Here is an 18,296-nt window from a genome sequence, read left to right as displayed (position 1 = left end):
GCCTTTCGCTACTGGTCCTGCTCGTAGCGGTCCAGGGTATCGCTGGCAATCTCACGGCCCAGGGCGATCAGCTCCGGCGCCTTGTAGAACTCGAAGAAGCGGCAGACGCGCTTGGGCACGTTGATGAGGATATCCGGCGGGTAACCGGCGATCTTGTACTGCGCCAGGGAGGTCTGCATGACCTCGAAGCTCTGGTTGACCAGGTCCAGCAATGACGCTGGGCCGACGTTGTCGATGATGAAGGAGCCGCTGGCGGATTTCGGCGCGCCGTCGGTTTGCGGCGCGGCGGCCGGTTGCTGGGCTTCCGGTTCGGCGCCCTCGACCCATGGATTGATCTCCGCGGCTTCGCTCTTGAAGGCTTCCTGCTCGAGCAGTAGCAGTTGTTCGGCCTGCTTGCGGCGAAACGGCAGGTGTGAGCCCAGGGAGTTGATCAGGCTGTCAAAGCGGCTCTTGAACGCGGGTGGGCGCTGGATTACCGGTAACTGGTAGTGGCGCTGGTTGGTGGAGTTGAGGTTCACCGCAATGATCAGGTCGCAGTGGCTGGAAACCACCGGAACGATGGGCAGCGGGTTGAGCAGGCCGCCGTCCACCAGCATGCGGTTGCCCTGCATGACCGGGGTGAACAGGCTGGGGATCGCGGCGGAAGCACGCATGGCCTGATGCAGGCAGCCTTCCTGGAACCAGATTTCCTGCTGGTTGGTCAGGTCGGTGGCGACGGCGGTATAGGGGATGCGCAGGTCTTCGATGTTCACTTCGCCGACGATCTTGCGGATCTGGCCGAAGACTTTCTCGCCGCGAATCGCCCCCAGCCGAAAGCTCACGTCCACCAGGCGCAGCACGTCGAGGTAGTCCAGGCTTTCGATCCATTCCCGGTACTCGGCGAGCTTGCCTGCGGCGTAGATGCCGCCGACCACCGCGCCCATCGAGCAGCCGGCAATGCAGGCGATGTCATAACCGCGTTTTTCGATTTCCTCGATGACGCCGATATGGGCGTAACCGCGAGCGCCCCCCGACCCAAGGACCAATGCGACACGTTTGCTCATGATTCGTCCCTTCGACAAACAGGCTGCAACAATGCACCCATAGCGCCTCGTGGTTCAATTGCTGATGCGCTGCGGGGCCTGTGAGTTTTTTTCTAGGGCCGCCGGGGCCGCGAGGCTATGCTCCTGCAGCTATATTTTCCAAGGGGTGGGACTGGCACTTTTTCCTGCGGCCATCGTCTTAACCTGTACGACTGTTTTCCCTATCTTGAGGTGTCATCGATGAAAGCCTGGATCTGCCTGCCCCTGATTGCGTTGGTATTGACCGGTTGTGCAGGCAAGACTGCCTACCGTGACAGTTGCGGCACGCAGCTGGACGCTGCCTGGCACGAGCTGGACCTGGCCAAGGCCGAAGGTTTCGCTGGCACCGTGAGCTACTCCAAGGCGTTGTCGCTGCTGACCGGCGCCAAGACCCAGCAGCAGTTCGAAGCCTTCGAAGGCTGCACCAACAAGGCCGAGAAGGCGCGTTTCTACATTCGTGAGTCCCGGGCCGGGCGCTGAGCCGCGACAGCCGCTAAGCTGGTCCGACAATCATCACCGCGAACCTGAATGATCTGGCGCAATGCCTGTCGCCGGTTCGCGGTGCCATTCTTGGAACTGGATAAGCCGAAGTCAGGCTTTTGACTCGTGTTGGGGAAGCCTTGATGTCTGCCTTGGTTGATCGTTTGGTGGCTCAGGTTCTGGGCCTGGAAGTGAGTTTGCTGGCTTGTCAGGCCCGCTTGTCGGCCGCCACGGATGCCGAGGCCTTGCATGATCTGCGCATCAGCGTGCGACGCTTGCGCAGCCTGTTGCGACCGTTGCGTGGCCTGCCCGGAGTGGAGCAACTGGAAGCCGCGGCCAGCGAAGTGGGGCGGGTGACCACGCCGATTCGTGATCGTGAAGTATTGGCGGCCTATCTGCATCAGCATGGCCAGCATGCTGCTGCCGACCGTCGTACCTCACAACTGTTGCATGAGTACTCGGCAGTGGCCGCGGGGGCGGAATTGGCGCAGTTGTTTCTGGTGCTGGATGCCTTCCCCAGGTTCCTCCGGGCCTCTGAGCGCCAAGGTTTGCTGCGGGGCCTGCGCGGCAGTATCGAAAAACGCCTGGCCAAGCAGTGGAAAGCCTTGGGCCAGGCGCTACTGGACCCTGCCCACGACCGTCATCGCCTGCGTCTGCTGATCAAGCGGGTGCGTTACGCCGCCGATGCCTATCCCGAGTTGGATCGCTTGCCCTCCCAGGCGATGAAGCGCCTCAAGGCGGCTCAGAGCGCCCTGGGCGATTGGCATGATTGCTGGCAATGGCTGGCCCAGGCCGAGCAGCAACTGGATTTGCTGCCCTGTGTGGCGGTCTGGCGCAGAACCATGCTCAAGGCCGAGGCCCGCTCCGATCAGGTGTTGGAGCAACTGCATCGCGATTGCTTCAAGCGGTGAAGGCCAAAGGGCGGCTTATCTGTCCGCTGCTTTGGCCGGAATAATGGCTGTGTGGCTCTGCGACGCTGGTTAAGATCCCTCAGTCTATTTTTTGTCCCCCGAGGTTTTCATGCGTTTCTACGATTTGCTCGAAGCCGTTCGCGGCCAGCCCCAGGCGCTGACCATTCCGGCGGAATGGGCCCAGGGGCGCGCCAGTTTCGGTGGCCTGGTGGTTGCTCTGCAGTATGAAGCGATGCGGGCCAAGGTTGCGGCGGACCGCCCCGTGCGGTCGCTGGCGGTCACCTTTGTCGGCCCGGTGGCGCCAGATGTGCCGGTCAGTTTCGAGGTGGATGTGCTGCGCGAAGGCAAGGCCGTCAGCCAGGTACTGGGGCGGGTCATGCAGGAGGGTCAGGTGGTGACTCTGGTGCAGGGCAGTTTTGGCGCTTCCCGTGAATCGTCCGTCAGTGTGGCCGCCGAGCCAGCGCCCGAAATGAAACACTGGGATGACTGCCAGGAGCTGCCTTATATCCAGGGTGTGACGCCGGAGTTCATGCGTCATCTGGCAATGCGCTGGAGCATCGGTGGCCTGCCATTCACCGGCAATCGCTCCCGCGACATGGGTGGTTGGGTGCGCTTGCGTGGGGATGTGAAGGAAGAGCCGGTCACCGAGGCGCATATCCTGGCGCTGGTGGATGCCTGGCCGCCGGCGCTGTTGCCGCACCTGACCAAGCCCGCCGCCGGCAGCACCCTGACCTGGACCATCGAGTTCGTCCAGCCGTTGCTGGAACTGAGCACTCTGGACTGGTGCAAGTACCGGGTGGAAATCGAACACGCGCGTGACGGCTACGGGCATGCGGCAGCGGCCTTGTGGAATGCTGAGGGCCAGTTGATCGCCCTGAGCCGCCAGACGGTGACCATCTTCGCCTGAGCCATCAGTGCCGGTGGCGCTGCAACCAGGCACGCCACCAGGCACCGCTCAGGACAAAGCGCGGAAAGGTCACGAACTGTTCCACCAGCAGCCGTTGCACGGCATCCTTGCGATCACTGAAGGGCTCGGCGGCCTGGGCCTCCAGGCTGTGTCCGTGGCGCTGCAGGCCCAGGGCTGCGAGGATGCCGACCACACCGATGGCCAGGCTCAGGAAGCTCAAGGAAAACACGCCTGAAACAATCAGCAGAAAGCCGATGATGAATAGCGGTACGGCAATCAGGTGCAATACCAGATTGGCAGGGTGCTGGTGATTCTGCGGGTAGACGCGCCATTGCCAGGCGGGGAGGTTGGGGTGACGTTTGCCCATGATGATCATCCTTAGTGCTTGAAGACTCATGAACCAAGAATAGGGGCCAGTTGGGATGGCGGCGAATCAAGGCTGGCTATCGGTGCGATAGCCAGTAGAGGGGGGTAGAGGCACTCGGATCAGAGTTTCAGCTGGCCTATGGCTTTGCTCAACTCACCGGCCAGGGTCGCCAGTTCACTGCTGGTGGTGGCCGAGGCAACGGTCTGTTGCACGGTGTTCTCGGTGACATCGCGAATGCTCACTACCGCCCGGTTCATTTCTTCCGCTACCTGGCTCTGCTGTTCCGCTGCGACAGCGATCTGCGTGTTGCTTTCGCGCATCTGGGCTACGGCACCGGTGATTTCCGCCAGTGCCGCGCCGGCTTCCTGGGCCTGTTGCACGCAGTCATCGGCCTTGAACGAGCTTTCCTGCATGAAATCCACGGCATCCCGGGTACCGGCCTGCAGGGCCGAGACCATGCTGGTGATCTCGTCGGTGGAGGTCTGCACACGTTTGGCCAGGTTGCGCACTTCATCTGCTACCACGGCAAAACCGCGGCCCATTTCCCCTGCTCGAGCGGCTTCGATGGCGGCATTGAGTGCCAGCAGGTTGGTCTGCTCGGCGATGCTGTGGATAACGTTGACCACGCCATTGATCTTCTGGCTGTCCTCGGCGAGCTTCTGAATCATCTCGGCGGTCTGCTGCACGCCATTGGAAAGCCCGGCGATGGATTTCTGCACCCGGCCCACCACTTCATGGCCGGTACCGGCCAGGGTGTCGGCGGTCTGCGACAGGTCCCGGGTGGCACCGGCATGCTGGGCGATGTGATAGACGGTGGCGGACATCTCGTTGATGGCCGTGGCGGCCTGATCGGTTTCGCTCTGCTGGCCGAGCATGCCGTGGCGTACATCGTTCATGCTCGAGGCCAGGCGTGCGGCGCCCTGGTCCAGCTGCCGGGCGGTATTGGCCACGGTATTGACTACCCGCTGGTATCCCGCCTGCATGGCATTGAAGGCGCTGGCCATCTGACCCACCTCGTCCTTGCAGGACAGCGGCACGCGAGCAGACAGGTCGCCGGTCTTCTCCACGTGCAGCATGACGTCCTTGAGGGTGTTGAGTTGGCTGAGGAGAAAACGGATCAGCAACTGCGAGGCGCAGAGCATGGCGAACATCAGGATGAACACTGCGACGGCGTAATTGGTGAAACGATCGCTGAAGACCTGGGCCAGGCTCGGGGCGTAGGCCAGTACGGCGACCTGCTGGCCGTCGGCGCGCTGGATCACGTCAGCGCCCAGTAGCGGATTTTCACCGAACAGCGGCATCGGGTTGAGCTCGACCCAGCCGTTGGCGCCGTTGAGTTCGCTGAGAGTCTGCTCGTTGAGGCTGGGGGTCTGTCCCCGGGAGAAATACAGCAGGTGTTCGGCGCTGGGCAGCGCCTGTCCTTCGGGCCAGGCGCCGAGCAGCTTCGCCTCGGCCTGGGCCGCAGCCTGGGCTGTCTGGCTGCGAGCCTGTTGCTCCAGTTGCACGGCGTACAGCACCAATAACAAGGTGGTGACGAAGGCGACTGCATTGACCGCCCAGAATTTGTACTTCAGCGAGATATTGCTAAGCCAGGCACCCATGGAAGGTCTTCTCTGATTGAGCGAAACAGTATTGGCAAGGTGCCATTATTGTGCCGCCATGATCTCGGAAAAATCTTGATGTGGGTCAAGCAATCTCTGGCAAGCGAAAAAACGCCCGAGAGCAGGCGGTACTGTGGCTTGCAAGGTCTTCCAGGGTTTCACCGCGGTGCAACGCAACTTCTCGTAAAACCTCGGTCAGATAGGCCGGTTCGTTACGACCATTTTTCGGCTTTGGCCGCAAGCTGCGGGGTAGCAGGTAGGGGGCATCACTTTCCAGCATCAGGCGCCCGCGGGGGATGTCGCGTACCAGCGGGTGCAGGTGGGTGCCGCGGCGTTCGTCGCAGATCCAGCCTGTGATGCCGATGTGCAGGTCCAAATCGAGGTAGCTGAACAGGGCCTTTTGTTCACCGGTAAAGCAGTGGACTACAGCAGCCGGCAAGCGATCACGGAAATCCCGCAGGATGTCCAGCAAGCGCAGGTTGGCGTCACGTTCGTGGAGAAACACTGGCAACTGCAACTCGACAGCCAGGGCCAGGTGTTCTTCCAGGACTTTTTCCTGTTGCGGGCGGGGAGAGAAGTCCCGGTTGAAGTCCAGGCCGCATTCGCCCACGGCGCGTACCCGCGGCTCTCCAAGTAGAGCGCGCAAGCGTCGCGGGCTGTCGGCATTCCAGTCGCTGGCGCTGTGGGGATGCAGCCCGGCGGTGGCAAACAGTCTCTGCCCGTCGGCGTCCAGTTTCTGGCACAACTCCAGGGCCTGTTCACTGCCTTCGACGCTGGTTCCGGTGAGGACCAACTGGCACACCCCAGCCTCATAAGCACGATTGAGAACGGCTTGGTGTTTTTCGGCAAAACTGGGATTGGTCAGGTTGACGCCGATATCGATGAGTTGCATGGTGCTATCTCCGCCTGCGGCCGGAAAGCATATCAGAGCTGTAGATTTATAAGAAAAACCAAGAACTACAACGAGTTATAGCTGTCTTTTGCTGCCGGACCAGAGCAACGGCCACGTTCTTCAGCGCCATTGCACGGGTCTTTCGCAGCTTGCCAGCGCTCAAGGCGCTCTGTTTCTGGCAATCAATTCTTCAAAAAACGACGAAGGGTTGAACAGTATTCTTTGCGGAGAACGGATGACCCGATCCTTGATATTGCTCGCGCTGTGCCTGTCATTGCTGCTGCCCTTGCCGGCGCTGGCGCGCTTGCCCGGGCCACTGGAAGCACACGCCACGGGAAAAGTGCGCGACCTGGCGGAAATCCGCAGCAGCCGGGTACTCCGGGTGCTGGTCAATCAGAGCCGCAATAGCTCCGGAGAAGTCCAAGGCCAGGCCATAGGTGTCGAGTACCACCGCCTGCGCTCGTTCGAGCAGTACCTCAATGGCCATGCTCGCGACGGCCAGGAAATCAGCCTGAAGATCATTCCCAAAGCCAAGGATCAATTGCTGGGTGCATTGCAGCGGGGCGAGGGCGACCTGGTGGCGCCTGGTGAGCTGCTGGAAGCCCAGCCCGGAAATGCGGTCAGCTCCAGCGACCCGATCGTCAGTAATGTTCCCCTGCTGCTGGTCGGGATCAAGGGTGAGCGCCGTTATACACGGATCGAACAGCTGTCCGGCAAGACCCTGACCCTGACTACCGGTAGTGCGGCGGGGGACGCGGTCAGCCAGATCAATCAGAAGCTGGCCCTGCACAAGCTGGCGCCGATCAAGGTGGAGTGGGTCGACCCCAGCCTGGCGGTGGAGGATGTGCTGGAAATGGTCCAGGGCGGCATTTTCCACCTGACGGTTGTCGAGCAGCCGATTGCCGAACGCTGGAGCAAGATCCTGCCCAAATTGCGTTTGGACAGGCAGTTGAAGATCAGTGAGCCGGGTGAAGAACACTGGTTTGTCCGGCGCGATGCGTCGATGCTGCGGGCGAGTATCGACCGCTTCCTCAAGACCTATAAGGCGCCGGCGGATCAGGATGTGGCGTTCCTGCGTATCTACCGACGCCAGTATCAGGTGCACTATCCCCTGGCCCGGGCCGACCGTCAGCGTCTGGAAAAACTGCGTCCGGTTTTGCAGAAGCATGCCGGCGAACAGGGCATGGACTGGCTGAACCTGGCGGCGCTGGCGTTCAAGGAGTCAGCGTTGCAACCCCCTTCCAGAAGCGGCAGCGGCCCTACCGGGCTGATGCAGATCACGCCTTCGGCAGCGCAGCGGGTCGGGGTCAACAATATTCAGTCCGTAGATAGCAATGTGCAGGCAGGGGCCAAGTACCTGGCGATGATTCGCCGTAAATTTTTTGCCAGCCCCAAACTCAATGAGCGCGAGCGCATGGCATTTGTGCTGGCGGCCTACAACATGGGGCCGGAGCGGGTGCAGGGTATGCGCAGTGAAGCCCGGCGGCGGGGGCTCAACCCCAACCAGTGGTTCTTCCAGGTGGAGCGCATCGCCATGGAGCAAGTGGGCATGGGGGCCGTCAGCTATGTTAATAGCGTCAACAAATACTATCTGGCCTTTGATCGTGAACGAGACTCCCTGGAGCCTCCGGAGCGAAAAGTTGCGTCACGTAAATAATCTAAAAAATCGATTATTAGCTTGGGTAATTTCCGCTTTTAACATGATTAAAACTGATTAGTATGGCGACCAACTTTCCTACCTTCACACAGGACTACACAGCATGAGCACACTGACCAACAAGCTACTGGGCACTCGCGCGGGCTACGGCTTGACCGTACTGCGGATCTTCGTCGGCATCATCTTCGTGGCTCACGGCTCGCAGAAACTCTTTGGCTGGTTTGGTGGTGGCGGTCTGGCGGGAACGGCGCAGTGGATGGAGAGTATCGGCCTGGCTCCCGGCTATTTGATGGCGTTGTTATCGGGGGGCACCGAATTCTTTGCCGGTCTGGCATTGATCATTGGTCTGCTGGCGCGTCCCGCTGCATTGGGCCTGTCGTTTACCTTGCTGGTGGCGATTTTCTCGGTGCATATCAGCCATGGCCTGTTCATGGCCAACAACGGTTATGAGTTCGCTCTTGCACTGCTTGGCGGCACTGTCGCAGTTCTGATTGAGGGGGCCGGCAAGCTGTCTCTGGATGCGGCAATCGCCAAGTAAGTCGATGCGCGGGCGGTGTTCCAGAGGCTCTGGATCAGCCGTCGGCAAAGTTATCCCAGGCCTGCGAATGCAGGCCTTTTTCGTTGCTGACAAATCTTGACACTGACCTGTCGGCTTCTCTAGGATGCTGCTCATGCGCCGATTTAAACAGCTACTTGCGGGGCGCCAGGTGAGTCGAAAGATCACTGATAGAAGCTATAGTCAGGCTTCGAAATACCGCTAAAGCGCTGGTTCGGTGTTGCCTCTCACCTGCCCGGCAGAAATCTGAGGCAGAGACACAATACGATGAATGCACCACGCCCCCTTGTACGTCTTGCGCCGATCACGGCGAGTCTTTCCCAGCGCAATCCGAAAATCCTCCTGGGTGGCAAGCACCAGCCCACACTATTGCGTTATCTCGACGGTTGGCCACGACGTTCCCCGGGCCCAGCGGCGTTTCTGATTCAATTTGTCGAAGAAGGTGAGTCCCTGGCACGCTTTGCCAGCGACAGCTTCGATCTGGCGGTCATTCCGGCACCCAGTGCTGCGGATGCTGCTGAAGTCATCAAGCAACTGACCCGCGTCGCTCGCCAGGGGTTGATCATCCGCCGCCAGTTCAGCAGTTGACCCGCCGGTAGTGCATCACGGCTGCTGAACTGCGCCTTGTACAGATCGGAATTCCATTGAACAGAAACCGACTGGAACGTCTTCAGTCGTGGCGGCTGTCCGTCATTTGATGGCGATTAATGGCTTGATGATCAAACTACGGCATTGCGTTTGGCCAATTCGGCCAAGGCCACCAGGTTGGAAACATTGAAACGCTTGAGTAACCGCACTTTGTAGGTGCTGACGGTCTTGTGACTGATCAACAGCGCATCGGCAATCTGCTGGTTGTTCAGACCGGTAGCCAGCAGTTTCAGCACTGTTATTTCGCGGTCGGTCAGGCGGGAAATCAACACACTCTCCTGGTTGGCGGCGTTGGTGTTCTGCTGCAGGATATTAATGGTGTCTTCCGGAAAGTAGCTGTACCCGGAAAGGATGGCCTTTACCGCATTGGCCAATTCGTGAAGGTTCTCGGTCTTGCACAGAAAGCCAGCGGCTCCGGCTTGCAGGCAGCGCAGGGCGAAGTTTTTCGAATCACTTGAGGTCAGTACCAGGGTCTTGACGTGCAGCCCGGCGGACTTGATGTGCGCGATGACCGAGAAACCATCCAGGTTGGGGATGCCCAGGTCGAGGATCAGCAGGTCCGGCAGGTGCTTGCGCACCAGTTGCACTGCATCGGCACCGTTGTCGGCTTCGGCGACGATATTGTGATGATGAGGATCCAGCACCGACCTGATGGCCAGTCTGATCAGTGGATGGTCATCGACGATAATGATGTTGCCCATGTGGTACTTTCCCTTTGTTTTTGAGGTGTTGGTAGTTATTGGCCAGCTCTGTGGGGAATGGGTATCAAGCAGTGTGGCGTGCCGATTGCCGACGCTCTTGTCGAACCTATGCCCTGGGCCGTACGGCTCGGCTGTTTGGCCCTATGATTGGCTGACCTCTCTGAAATCTAAATCGGACAAATCTGATAGTGATGTCCATAGATCGGTGGCAGATGCCGCTCATGACGTGCCGGCTTTGTCGGCTCATACAACTAATGCGCAGCATGCATAAGGCTGGAGGCTGATTAGCCAATTGAGTACCAAGCTCATCACACAGGATGGTTACGACGCTCTGAAACAAGAGCTGGACTATTTATGGCGGGAGAAGCGCCCGGATATCACGCAGAAGGTCACCTGGGCGGCCTCGCTGGGCGATCGCAGCGAGAATGCGGACTATCAGTACAACAAGAAGCTTCTGCGGGAAATCGATCGTCGGGTGCGCTACATACGCAAGCGCCTGGAAGACATGAAGGTGGTTTCCTACGCGCCGGAACAGGAGGGACGGGTGTTCTTTGGTGCTTGGGTCGAAGTCGAAAACGAGGCGGCCGAGATCAAGCGCTTTCGTATCGTCGGTTACGACGAGATCTACCTGCGCAAGGACTACATCTCCATCGACTCGCCCATGGCCAGGGCGTTACTGAAGAAGGAAGTGGGTGACGAGGCCGTTGTCCACACCCCGGCAGGTGAAACCTGCTGGTGGATCAACCAGATCGATTATGTGAAGTAGGCTCGCCGACCTGGGCAGGCGAGCCTTGGGCTTTCAACCTTCGCGCAATACATTCAGCGGGCTGGCGTTCAATGCTCGACGGGTACCGAAAACTCCCGCCCCGCCTACCAGCAGCGCCCCCACCAGAGGCAACAGTAACAGCCATGGATGCGGGTGCCAGGGCAGATCGAAAGCGAACCGGTAGAGCACCAGGCTGACCAGTTCGCACCCCAGTGCCGCCAGCAGGCCGCTGACTGCGCCCAGCAGGCCGAACTCGATCCGCCTGGCTTTCACCAGCAGTTGCCGCTCGGCCCCGAGGGCACGCAGCAGCGCCCCCTGGCGAATGCGTTCGTCCAGGGTGGCCTGGAGCCCGGAAAACAGCACTGCCATTCCTGCCGCCAGGACAAACAGCAACACATACTCCACCGCCAGGGTGACCTGGGCCAGGATGCTGCGCAGTTGTTCCAGCAGGGCTTCGACCTGAAGGATGGTCACTGCCGGGAAGGCCCGGGACAGCTCGACAATCTGCTGATCGTGCCCAGGGCTCAGGTAGAAGCTGGTCAAGTAGGTGGCGGGCAGATCCTTCAAGGTGCCCGGTTGGAAGATCATGAAGAAGTTCGGCTGGAAGTTGTCCCAGTTGATGCTGCGCAGGCTGGTGACCCGGGCCTCCCGGTTGGCGCCGGCGACCGTGAAGGTCAGGTGATCACCCAGCTTAAGCTTCAGGCTCTGCGCCACCTTGGCCTCGACCGAGACGCCGGGCAACCCGTCATCCGGCTGGGCTGACCACCAACTGCCCTCGATAATGCTGTTGCCGCTGGGCAGATTGGCGGCCCAGGTCAGGCTCAGATCGCGTTGTATAGCCCGATCACCGCTGGAATCCTTGCTGACGATCTCCCTTACCGGCTCGCCATTGATGCTCACCAGGCGCCCCGGAACCACGGGGTACAAGGGCGCCGAAGGGGCGGAGAGCTGCACCAGGCGCTCGCTGAAGGCCTGTTTTTCCGCCGGCAGAATGTTCAGTGCGAAGTAGTTGGGGGCATTTTTCGGCAATTGGTTTTGCCAGGTGTCCAGCAGTTCGCCCCGCAGCAGGGCAATCAGCGCCATGGACAACAGTATCAGGCCGAAAGCCAGGGATTGCCCGGCCGCAGCCAGGGGGTGACGCAGCAACTGGCCCAGGCCCAGGCGCCAGGGCAGGGCGGCGCGGGCCAGCAGGCGCCGCAGGCTTTGCAACAGCAGCAGCAACAAGCCACCCAATACCAGTGCCGCCAGCACGCCACCGCCCAGCAGGGCGAAGGTCAGCACCAGGTCCAGGCTCAAGCGCCACATGATCAGGCCCAGGGCCAACAGAGCGGCGCCGTAGATCATCCAGGTGCTGGAGGGGATTGGCAGCAGGTCGCGCCGCAGTACGCGCAGCGGCGGCACCCGTCCCAGCGCAGCCAGGGGCGGCAAGGCGAATCCGGCCAGGGCCACCAGCCCGGTACCGATGCCGGCGATGGCGGGTAGCAATCCTCCGGGTGGTACGTCGTTGGGCAGCAGGTCATGTAGCAGGTAAAACAGGCCGAGCTGGGCCAGCCATCCCAGCAACGCCCCACTGAGGCTGGCCAGCAGACCCAGAACGCCCAGCTGTACGCTGAACAGCAGCATGGTTTCCCGGCGTGAGAGGCCCAGGCAGCGAAGCAGGGCGCTGGCATCAAAGCGTCGCGCGGCGAAGCGATTGGCTGACAAGGCTACTGCAACCCCTGACAGCAGCACCGCTACCAGGCTGGCCATGTTCAGATAACGTTCGGCCTTGCCCAGGGCTCCACCGATCTGCTGGTTGCCATCGCGGGCATCCTGCAGCCGCTGGTTGGCGGCCAGCGCCGGCTTGATCTGTTGACGATAGGCCTCAAGCGCCGGAGCCGGTCCGCGCCACAGTTCCTTGAAGCTGACCCGGCTGCCAGGCTGGACCACGCCGGTGGCTTGCAGATCTTGCAGGTTGATCAGGACCCGTGGCGTCAGGCTGTAGAAGTTGCCGGCCCGGTCAGGCTCGTAGGTCAGCACCCTGGCCAGGCGCAAGGTTTTCATGCCGACGTCGATGCTGTCGCCGATCTTGAGGTCCAGCGCAGTCAGCAAGCGCGGTTCGACCCAGGCGTCTCCGGGCGCGGGACCGCCGCCGGGCTCTTCGACCCCATAGGGGGCTGGGGCACTCTTGAGCTGCCCCCTCAGGGGGTAGGCTTCGTCGACGGCCTTGATGCTGGAGAGCTGGATCGCATTGTCGGTGGCAATGACGCTGGAGAACTCGACTATCCGCGCATGATCCAGCCCCAGTTTCAGGCCGCTGTCGAGCTGTTCCGGGCGTGCTGGGGAACTGCCTTCCAGCAGCAGATCGGCGCCGAGGAACTCGGTGGCGCGCAACAGCATGGCGCCGTTCAAGCGTGCACCGAAGTAGCCGATGGCCGTGCTGGCCGCAACCGCTACCAGCAAGGCGAAGAACAGTACCCGCAACTCACCGGCACGGGCATCGCGCAATAGTTGGCGGACAGCGAGGCTGAACAGGCGCGGCAGCGGCAGACGTGCCATCAGGGCTCCAGAGGGGCGACCAGCAGGCCCGCTTCAAGACGGATCAGGCGCCGGCAACGATGGGCCAGGCGTTCATCATGGGTCACCAGCACCAGGGTGGTGCCGCTTTCCTTGTTGAGTTCGAACAGCAGGTCGCTGATGCGTTCACCGGTATGGCTGTCGAGGTTGCCAGTGGGTTCATCGGCAAACAGCACATCGGGTTCGGCAGCGAAGGCCCGGGCAATGGCAACGCGCTGTTGTTCGCCACCGGAAAGCTGGCGTGGCGAGTGGCTAAGGCGCTGGCCAAGGCCAACCCGCTGCAGCAGTTCGGTGGCCCGCTCGCGGGCATCGCGACGGCCGTCGAGCTCCAGGGGCAGCATGACGTTTTCCAGGGCATTGAGGCTGTCGAGCAATTGGAAGGACTGAAAGACAAATCCTACATGCTCGGCCCGGATACGGGCCCGCTGATCCTCGTCCAGCTGGCTCAGGGCCTGGCCGGCGAGGGTGACTTCGCCGCTGCTGGGCAGGTCGAGCCCCGCCAGCAAGCCAAGCAGGGTCGATTTGCCGGAGCCGGAGGCGCCGACGATGGCCAGGCTGTCGCCCTGGTTCAGCTCGAGGCTGAGTTCATGCAGGATGGTCAGTTCACCTTCCGCGCTGGGAACCACTTTGCTAAGGTTCCGCGCAGTGAGAATGCTTGCGCCCATGGAGAATCCGATGCGTGTATGGTTTTTGAGTGCCGGCCTGGCCTTGATGTGCATGGCCCAGAACGCAGCGGCGGGTACGGTCCTGATCGTTGGCGATAGTATCAGTGCGGCTTTCGGCCTGGATACCCGTCAGGGCTGGGTAGCCCTGCTGGAAAAGAGGCTCAAGGACCAGGGTTTTAACGACAGGGTAGTCAATGCCTCGGTCAGTGGTGACACCAGTGCCGGGGGCCAGGCGCGGCTGCCGGCGCTGCTTGCAGAGCATAAGCCTGAAGTGGTGATTCTCGAGTTGGGGGGTAACGATGGCTTGCGCGGCCAGCCGCCCAGGCAATTGCAACAAAATCTTGCTTCGATGATCGACAGCTCCCAGGCCCAGGGTGCCAAGGTGCTGCTTTTAGGCATGCAATTGCCGCCCAACTATGGCGTGCGCTATACCCAGGCCTTTTCCCAGGTCTACAGCCAGTTGGCCAGCGAGAAAAAGGTGGCCTTGGTGCCGTTTTTTCTTGACGGGGTCGGGGGGCATCCCGAACTGATGCAGGCAGACGGTCTGCACCCTGCGGCAGCGGCCCAGGGCAAGTTGCTGGAAAATGTCTGGCCGACGCTAAAACCGCTGCTTTGACGCTTTTCTAGTGACAGTGTTTCGGCTAATGTGGCGCCCCCGATTTGGAGCCCCCGATGCCGCGTCCCGCCTGGTCCCTGTTTGCCTATCAACTGATCGAGCCTGATGAGCAGCTTGACCTGTTCGCCTGCCAGGAAGTTCGGGTGCATCTGGTGACGCGTCAACTGGAGTTGGGCGGCTCTGCCGACCGCACCTTGTGCGGCACTTTGTTGCCCGCGCAACCGCGCTGGTCGAGCGTGGATCGGACGATTTTCCAGGACCAGCGACTCTGCCCGTTGTGCCGGGCGATTCTGGAGTCGCAAAAACGTGGCACTCCGCCAATCTGGCCTGAGCTGCGTTTCGAGTTGTAGGCGGTCGCCAGCAGGCCGTTTCGACAGGGAATTCATGTGTCTGCGCTTGTCTCCCCGGCCTGGCTGCCGAAGCCGGAGGGCGGGGTGTACAATCGTGTTTCTTTCATTCGTTGTTCATGCGAAGGATTATCCGGATGTTGCCCCGCCTCCCTGTCGTCACCCGCTGCCTGACACTCGCCGCCTTGTGTGTGGCCGGTCCTGTTGCCGCATTGGAATTGCCTCTACCGCCGCCGGGTGAAGACATCGTCGGCCAGGTACAGGTGATCAAGGCCAAGTACGAGGATACCTTCGCCGACCTGGGTACGACCTACGACCTGGGTTACCTGGAAATGGTCGCGGCCAACCCGGGGGTCGATCCCTGGCTGCCGGGGGCGGGCACCGAGGTGATCCTGCCTACGCGTTTCATTCTGCCGCCCGGGCCGCGCGAAGGCATCGTGATCAACCTGGCCGAATATCGACTGTACTACTACCCCAAGGGTCGGAACGTGGTCTACACCTTCCCGCTGGGTATTGGTCGTGAAGGCTGGGGGTCACCGATCGCGCACACCAGCATTACCGCGAAAACCCCGAATCCGACCTGGACGCCCCCGGCGTCGATCAAGGCCGAGCATGCCGCCGACGGTGACCCCTTGCCGAACGTGGTACCTGCCGGGCCGGACAACCCCTTGGGGCCATTCAAGTTCACCCTTGGCACACCGGGTTACCTGATTCACGGTTCGAACAAGAAGTTCGGTATCGGCATGCGCACCAGCCACGGTTGTTTCCGCATGCTCAACAACAACGTGCTGGAAATGGCCGGCATGGTGCCAGTGGGAACTTCGGTGCGCATCATCAACGATCCGTACAAGTTCGGTATCAGCGGCGGGAAAGTCTACCTGGAAGCTCATACGCCGTTGGATGACAAAGGCAATCCTTCGGTGGTCGACAAGCACACCGCAGTGATCAATGCCTTGCTCAAGCGTGAGGACCTGGCTAACAACCTGCGCATGAACTGGGATGTGGTGCGGGATGTAGTGGCAGCCGAAGATGGCTTGCCGGTGGAGATCGCCGTGCCGACGACAGCGCCTGTGACAACAATGTCCAACGCGACCTACGATTTGCAGCAGTAAGCGCTTAAGTGCAACCCGCCGATACCTGCTGGTAGCGGCGGGTTTTTTATTGCCGGTGAAGAACTCCGGGCAATAAAAAAGCCGATCCAAAAAATGGATCGGCTCGATAACAATCCCGAGGGACTATTACTTGCGGCTAGCTTTTTCCAGCATACGCAGAGCGCGCTCGTTAGCTTCGTCAGCAGTCTGTTGTGCTTTTTGAGCAGCAGCCAGAGCTTCATCAGCTTTACGATAGGCTTCGTCTGCACGAGCCTGAGCACGAGCTGCTGCGTCTTCAGTAGCAGTCAGACGAGCTTCGGTTTCTTTGGATACGCTGCTGCAACCGGTAGCCAGAACTGCGGCCAGAGCCAGAGCAGAGAATTTCAGAACGTTGTTCATCGTGTTCCCCTTCAAGGACTTTCTATTAGTAGCTATCACCTCAGAGTGAGGAAATAGCCGGCGTACATACTACCCATTACTTGTAGTAAGTAAACTGACGTAGCGCAAGAAGCAAAAAAAATTCTAGGCGCTGTTTCTTTTTCGAGCAACTTTTTAGCGGGTTGTATAAAAAATATTCAGCGGCGAAGCTCCGGGGCCGAATGCTGCTTGTTTGCCAGCATCGTTATCGGAGTTTCCGGGCGCTGTTTCAGAGCCTAGGCTAAAGTCGGTCTATATTGTGTCGACTGCACTTTTCTTCAGAATTTGTTCAGCCCTGAACCTATGTTTAAGCATCTTGTGGGTGACTTTAAGAGGCGTCGCTCGTCTTATGTTTCAGCATCCGGCGATGTACCGTCTCAAGACGTTTAGGTATCGATCCCGACTAAGGCTCGTACTCAGCCTCAACAAGGTTTTGCGCCGATCTGTGACGAGTGTGGCTTGAGCATTTGTGCCAATGGCGCCTATATTTTGTAACGTGCTGATGGCGCAAGAGCGAGAGCTTCTACGGGCGGCCGACAGGCACGAGGTGGCGTAAGTTGTTCCTTCGCCGGAAAAACATCGGTAAGGTAGGGGTCAGCATTCCAGACCCGCAAGGAGTAGTGATGAGCGAGGCGTTGTCCATCCACCATGACCAGGCTGGTCATCAGTTCGAGACCAATGTGGACGGTCATCGTGCCTACCTGACCTATATGGACCTGGGTAAGCAGACCCTGGATATCTATCGCACTTTCGTGCCCAACGCACTGCGTGGACGCGGTATTGCCGCGGCGTTGACCGAGCAGGCGCTGGAGTACGCCGAACGCATGGGCTACACAGTGATTCCGTCCTGCTCGTACGTAGAGCGCTATATGGAGCGTCATCAGCGTCACGCAGCAAAGCTCTGACCGGGGCGACCATGAAAAACGCCGGGCTTGGCCCGGCGTTTTTGTGTCTGCAGGAAAGGATCAGCTGCGATCGCGTTTCGGCAAGACGTCCTTGAGCTTGGCGTGCATGCCGCGCAGGGTCTTCTCGGTACTTTCCCAGTCGATGCAGGCATCGGTGATCGATACGCCGTACTGAAGTTCCGACAGGTTCTTCGGAATCGCCTGGCAACCCCAGTTCAAGTGACTTTCCACCATCAGGCCGATGATCGACTGGTTGCCCTCGAGGATCTGGTTAGCCACGTTTTCCATGACCAGCGGCTGCAGTGCCGGGTCCTTGTTGGAGTTGGCGTGGCTGCAGTCGATCATGATGTTCGGCTTGATCTTGGCCTTGCTCAGGGCCTGCTCGCAGACGGCGACGCTGACCGAGTCATAGTTGGGCTTGCCGTTGCCGCCGCGCAGTACCACGTGGCCGTAGGCGTTGCCTTTGGTGGTGACGATCGACACGCCGCCCTGGGGGTTGATCCCCAGGAAACGGTGAGGGCTGGAAACCGACTGCAAGGCGTTGATTGCCACAGTCAGGCCACCGTCGGTGCCGTTCTTGAAGCCCACGGCCGAGGACAGGCCCGAAGCCATTTCGCGGTGAGTCTGGGATTCGGTGGTACGTGCACCAATGGCCGACCAGCTGATCAGGTCCTGCAAGTATTGCGGGGAGATCGGGTCCAGGGCTTCAGTGGCAGTAGGCAGGCCCATTTCAGCCAGGTCCAGCAGCAATTGGCGACCAATGTGCAGGCCGTCCTGGATCTTGAACGAGTCGTCCAGGTAAGGGTCGTTGATCAGGCCTTTCCAGCCGACGGTGGTCCGCGGTTTCTCGAAATAAACGCGCATCACCAGGTACAGGGTGTCGGAGACTTCAGCCGCCAGTGCCTTGAGCCGCTCGGCGTATTCGTGGGCTGCCTTGATGTCGTGGATCGAGCAGGGCCCAATGACGATGAACAGGCGGTGATCAGTGCCGTCGAGGATATTGCGGATCACTTCGCGACCCTTGGTCACGGTGCGCAAGGCGGTGTCGCTCAGCGGGATGTCTCGTTTGAGTTGATCAGGGGTGATCAGGGTCTCGTTGGAGGCGACGTTAAGGTCGTTGATCGGTAAATCAGCCATCGTGTTACTCGTCAG

At 60.3% G+C, this 18,296-nt stretch carries 20 protein-coding genes; 11 read left to right on the top strand and 9 right to left on the bottom strand.

What is annotated here, in order from left to right; translation table 11 throughout:
• Positions 1-8: 8 nt before the first annotated feature.
• Positions 9-1,043 (bottom strand): patatin-like phospholipase family protein, encoded by a 1,035-nt coding sequence (locus tag AC07R1_RS29365; RefSeq protein WP_011062564.1) that lies wholly within the window; start codon positions 1,041-1,043, stop codon positions 9-11.
• Between the two features lie 219 nt (positions 1,044-1,262).
• On the opposite strand from AC07R1_RS29365, the gene AC07R1_RS29360 reads away from it, so the two are divergent.
• From AC07R1_RS29360 to AC07R1_RS29350, 3 genes are all read left to right on the top strand, one after another.
• The gene (locus tag AC07R1_RS29360) at positions 1,263-1,541 is read left to right on the top strand and encodes a hypothetical protein (protein ID WP_011062563.1); all 279 of its coding nucleotides are present in this window, start codon (positions 1,263-1,265) and stop codon (positions 1,539-1,541) included.
• Between the two features lie 143 nt (positions 1,542-1,684).
• Positions 1,685-2,452: a CHAD domain-containing protein gene (locus AC07R1_RS29355; RefSeq protein WP_011062562.1), complete on the top strand. Its 768-nt coding sequence runs from the start codon at positions 1,685-1,687 to the stop codon at positions 2,450-2,452.
• A 109-nt stretch (positions 2,453-2,561) separates the two neighbouring features.
• The gene (locus tag AC07R1_RS29350; RefSeq protein ID WP_011062561.1) at positions 2,562-3,359 is read left to right on the top strand and encodes an acyl-CoA thioesterase; all 798 of its coding nucleotides are present in this window, start codon (positions 2,562-2,564) and stop codon (positions 3,357-3,359) included.
• A gap of 4 nt (positions 3,360-3,363) precedes the next feature.
• Here the strand turns inward: AC07R1_RS29350 and AC07R1_RS29345 are convergent, their stop codons facing one another.
• From AC07R1_RS29345 to AC07R1_RS29335, 3 genes are all read right to left on the bottom strand, one after another.
• Positions 3,364-3,726, bottom strand: a complete 363-nt coding sequence (locus AC07R1_RS29345; RefSeq protein ID WP_026019949.1) for a terminase — start codon at positions 3,724-3,726, stop codon at positions 3,364-3,366.
• A 119-nt stretch (positions 3,727-3,845) separates the two neighbouring features.
• Positions 3,846-5,327 (bottom strand): methyl-accepting chemotaxis protein, encoded by a 1,482-nt coding sequence (locus AC07R1_RS29340; protein WP_011062559.1) that lies wholly within the window; start codon positions 5,325-5,327, stop codon positions 3,846-3,848.
• Between the two features lie 85 nt (positions 5,328-5,412).
• Complete coding sequence (locus tag AC07R1_RS29335; RefSeq protein ID WP_011062558.1) at positions 5,413-6,219, bottom strand: TatD family hydrolase; 807 nt, start codon at positions 6,217-6,219, stop codon at positions 5,413-5,415.
• 235 nt (positions 6,220-6,454) lie between these two features.
• On the opposite strand from AC07R1_RS29335, the gene AC07R1_RS29330 reads away from it, so the two are divergent.
• The 3 genes from AC07R1_RS29330 (at position 6,455) to AC07R1_RS29320 (ending at position 9,020) form a co-directional block, all read left to right on the top strand.
• A complete protein-coding gene (locus AC07R1_RS29330; protein WP_495111196.1) occupies positions 6,455-7,876 on the top strand; it encodes an MltF family protein in 1,422 nt (473 codons plus the stop codon).
• Positions 7,877-7,979: 103 nt separating this feature from the next.
• Positions 7,980-8,414, top strand: a complete 435-nt coding sequence (locus tag AC07R1_RS29325) for a DoxX family protein (protein ID WP_011062556.1) — start codon at positions 7,980-7,982, stop codon at positions 8,412-8,414.
• 285 nt (positions 8,415-8,699) lie between these two features.
• Positions 8,700-9,020, top strand: a complete 321-nt coding sequence (locus AC07R1_RS29320) for a hypothetical protein (protein WP_011062555.1) — start codon at positions 8,700-8,702, stop codon at positions 9,018-9,020.
• Positions 9,021-9,151: 131 nt separating this feature from the next.
• On the opposite strand, the gene AC07R1_RS29315 is transcribed toward AC07R1_RS29320, so the two are convergent.
• Positions 9,152-9,781 carry a response regulator transcription factor gene (locus AC07R1_RS29315; protein WP_011062554.1) on the bottom strand — a complete coding sequence of 210 codons (630 nt, stop codon included), beginning with the start codon at positions 9,779-9,781 and terminating at the stop codon, positions 9,152-9,154.
• Positions 9,782-10,073: 292 nt separating this feature from the next.
• Here AC07R1_RS29315 and greB point away from each other — a divergent pair, with 292 nt between their 5' ends.
• Positions 10,074-10,547, top strand: a complete 474-nt coding sequence (gene greB / locus AC07R1_RS29310; RefSeq protein ID WP_011062553.1) for a transcription elongation factor GreB — start codon at positions 10,074-10,076, stop codon at positions 10,545-10,547.
• A 33-nt stretch (positions 10,548-10,580) separates the two neighbouring features.
• On the opposite strand, the gene AC07R1_RS29305 is transcribed toward greB, so the two are convergent.
• The gene (locus AC07R1_RS29305; RefSeq protein WP_495111195.1) at positions 10,581-13,085 is read right to left on the bottom strand and encodes an ABC transporter permease; all 2,505 of its coding nucleotides are present in this window, start codon (positions 13,083-13,085) and stop codon (positions 10,581-10,583) included.
• Positions 13,085-13,768 carry an ABC transporter ATP-binding protein gene (locus AC07R1_RS29300; RefSeq protein ID WP_011062551.1) on the bottom strand — a complete coding sequence of 228 codons (684 nt, stop codon included), beginning with the start codon at positions 13,766-13,768 and terminating at the stop codon, positions 13,085-13,087. The genes AC07R1_RS29305 and AC07R1_RS29300 overlap by 1 nt, the downstream gene beginning before the upstream one ends.
• A gap of 10 nt (positions 13,769-13,778) precedes the next feature.
• Between AC07R1_RS29300 and AC07R1_RS29295 the strand changes: the two genes are divergently transcribed.
• From AC07R1_RS29295 to AC07R1_RS29285, 3 genes are all read left to right on the top strand, one after another.
• A complete protein-coding gene (locus AC07R1_RS29295) occupies positions 13,779-14,384 on the top strand; it encodes an arylesterase (protein ID WP_019092884.1) in 606 nt (201 codons plus the stop codon).
• A 56-nt stretch (positions 14,385-14,440) separates the two neighbouring features.
• Entirely contained in the window at positions 14,441-14,734 is a 294-nt protein-coding gene (locus AC07R1_RS29290) for a hypothetical protein (protein ID WP_007931378.1), read from the top strand.
• Between the two features lie 134 nt (positions 14,735-14,868).
• Positions 14,869-15,843, top strand: a complete 975-nt coding sequence (locus tag AC07R1_RS29285; protein ID WP_015636545.1) for a L,D-transpeptidase family protein — start codon at positions 14,869-14,871, stop codon at positions 15,841-15,843.
• A 126-nt stretch (positions 15,844-15,969) separates the two neighbouring features.
• Here AC07R1_RS29285 and oprI read toward each other — a convergent pair whose 3' ends face one another.
• Positions 15,970-16,221, bottom strand: a complete 252-nt coding sequence (gene oprI / locus AC07R1_RS29280) for an outer membrane lipoprotei OprI (RefSeq protein WP_003448337.1) — start codon at positions 16,219-16,221, stop codon at positions 15,970-15,972.
• A gap of 641 nt (positions 16,222-16,862) precedes the next feature.
• Between oprI and AC07R1_RS29275 the strand changes: the two genes are divergently transcribed.
• Entirely contained in the window at positions 16,863-17,144 is a 282-nt protein-coding gene (locus tag AC07R1_RS29275) for a GNAT family N-acetyltransferase (RefSeq protein ID WP_011062548.1), read from the top strand.
• A gap of 60 nt (positions 17,145-17,204) precedes the next feature.
• Here AC07R1_RS29275 and AC07R1_RS29270 read toward each other — a convergent pair whose 3' ends face one another.
• Entirely contained in the window at positions 17,205-18,281 is a 1,077-nt protein-coding gene (locus AC07R1_RS29270) for a 3-deoxy-7-phosphoheptulonate synthase (RefSeq protein WP_011062547.1), read from the bottom strand.
• Between the last annotated feature and the right edge of the window lie 15 nt (positions 18,282-18,296).

This window comes from Pseudomonas sp. GW821-FHT07F01, assembly GCF_059418825.1.
This window is presented reverse-complemented; position numbering and strand designations above follow the sequence as displayed.